General features: G+C 56.9%; 2 protein-coding genes and 1 pseudogene. All 3 read left to right on the forward strand.

The features are described 5' to 3' along the window. Positions 1-97 precede the first annotated feature (97 nt). Complete coding sequence (locus QAA18_RS12685) at positions 98-991, forward strand: RHS repeat-associated core domain-containing protein (RefSeq protein WP_279413454.1); 894 nt, start codon at positions 98-100, stop codon at positions 989-991. After that, positions 988-1,575: a tetratricopeptide repeat protein gene (locus QAA18_RS12690; protein WP_279413453.1), complete on the forward strand. Its 588-nt coding sequence runs from the start codon at positions 988-990 to the stop codon at positions 1,573-1,575. The genes QAA18_RS12685 and QAA18_RS12690 overlap by 4 nt, the downstream gene beginning before the upstream one ends. Positions 1,576-1,655: 80 nt before the next feature. Then, positions 1,656-2,007 (forward strand): annotated as a pseudogene (locus QAA18_RS12695) (hypothetical protein); the annotation flags it as partial.

Below are 2,007 nucleotides of genomic sequence, written 5' to 3' on the forward strand. Positions count from 1 at the left end.
CAGCAGCGCAGGGCTGGCCTACAGCCTCTACAGCCAGTCCGGCCAGATCCTGTTCCAGCGCGACGAGCGATCCAGCAAGCGCCGTCAATACATTTACTTGGGCGGCAGCCTGGTCGCCGAGCGCAGCCGCCCGATCGGCAGCAGCACCGAAACGGTGACCTACCAGCACACCGATGCCCTGGGCAGCCCGGTGGCCACCACCAACAGCGCAAAGACCGTGCTGCAACGCAGCGAGTACGAGCCCTATGGGTTCCTGGCCAACCGGCCGATGCAGGATGGCCCGGGATATACCGGGCATATCACCGATGCCGCGACCGGGCTCGTGTATATGCAGCAGCGCTATTACGATCCGAGCATTGGACGCTTCCTGTCAGTAGACGTGGTGACTGCTCGCGTTGATGTCGTTGGCCAGTTCCATAGATATCGATATGCAAACGGAAATCCATATAGATTCGTCGACATAGATGGAAGGCAGGCGAATGAGAGAAGAAAAACCGTTATCTCTCCCGGCCCCGTCGATTGCGCTGACTGCGATATTCACCCGCAAGAATCGGATGACGATCCTGAAATGTCAGAGCCTGTCATTGTAGTAGCACCTCGGTTTAATGAGGCAAAAGCAAGCTTCTTCCAACTCACGACCTTTATGGCATTGCGTAAAGACATGTCTCAAGACCAAGCGATCAGAGCTGGTGAACTTACTCGTACTATTACGCTTCCCGCATTGATATTCGCGGCTTCACCAGACGCAATCGCACTAGCCGCTAGCACGACTCCCGCAGTCGGCGAAGGAATTTTGGTTGGTGCGCGATATGCCCCAGGAGAGGCGCGGAGGATATGCTTGGCCGCCGGACTGGGCGCAGCTATATGCGATGGAAAGGGTGGAGCTATTGTAGAAGACATCCTTAATAGAACCAGACAAAGAGAAGAAGTTGTTGAAGCGGTTAGACGAGAGGTACTCGATCGGGCCAATAGGCGATCGGTGTCTCCATGACCAATGATGCGGACAACAAATATCAGAATGCGATATCTATGCTCAAGGCGAACAGCGTAGATCTCGCCATCCGGAAACTTCAGCGTCTTTCGAAAGAAGGTGATGGGCACGCGGACGCAGTTCTCGGTGTGCTATATGAATATGGTCGTGGAAATGTTAAGCCGGACGAGAGGAAGGCTTTGGAATGTTATCGTCGGAGCGTTGATTCCGTCGGTTCCTTGCAAGGTTTGATGGGTATTGGCCGCATTTCAACTAACGGACCCAAGGACTTAAGAGACCCGAAGTTGGCATTCGAAGTGTTCTCGCTTGCGGCTAACGGGGCAAACTCTCCCCAAGCTTGGTTGGCCTTGGGAAGGCTCTACATGAAAGGAGTAGGTACTCCTAGGGACCTGGAGAAGGCGGCAGCGCTCTTCCAAAGGGCGGCACAGGCTGGCAACGTACATGGCCACAATGGCTTGGCCGCCGTGGCCTTGAAGCAGGGGAAGCTACTCCTTTCGATTCGACACAGAATGGCTGGGTTTGCTCGGGCAATGTTTGTTCTAAAGAGAACACAGGACGGCGGTGATGACTTGAAGGAATGGTAGGCCGCTATGAACATCAGAGGCATTCATTGACCAAGACGGCCCGCCTGCAGTAACCCCCCCCCATCCTGGCCCGCAAGGTCTTGCGCACCTTTGATTCCCGCAACCGCATCAGCACCCTGGAGTTCCCGGACAACAACGGCAACCAGGCCTGGGACTACACCCCCGACGGGCTGCCCGAAAGCATCACCACGTACAACGACGGCGGCGCCAGCAGCGTCGTCAACAGCTACCTGTACAACAAGCGCCGCCTGCCCGTGTCCGAGACCCTCCAGGCCGACACCTACACCTGGACCGTGGGCTATGGCTACACCGGCAACGGCCACCTGGCCAGCCTGACCTATCCCGATAGCCTGTCGGTCGACTACGCCCCCAACGCCCTGGGCCAGCCGCAGCAGGCAGGCAGCTACGCGACCAATGTCACCTACTACCCCA

The sequence above is a fragment of the Luteimonas sp. 8-5 genome (assembly GCF_029763755.1).
In the GTDB taxonomy this organism is placed as follows: Bacteria; Pseudomonadota; Gammaproteobacteria; order Xanthomonadales; family Xanthomonadaceae; genus Cognatiluteimonas.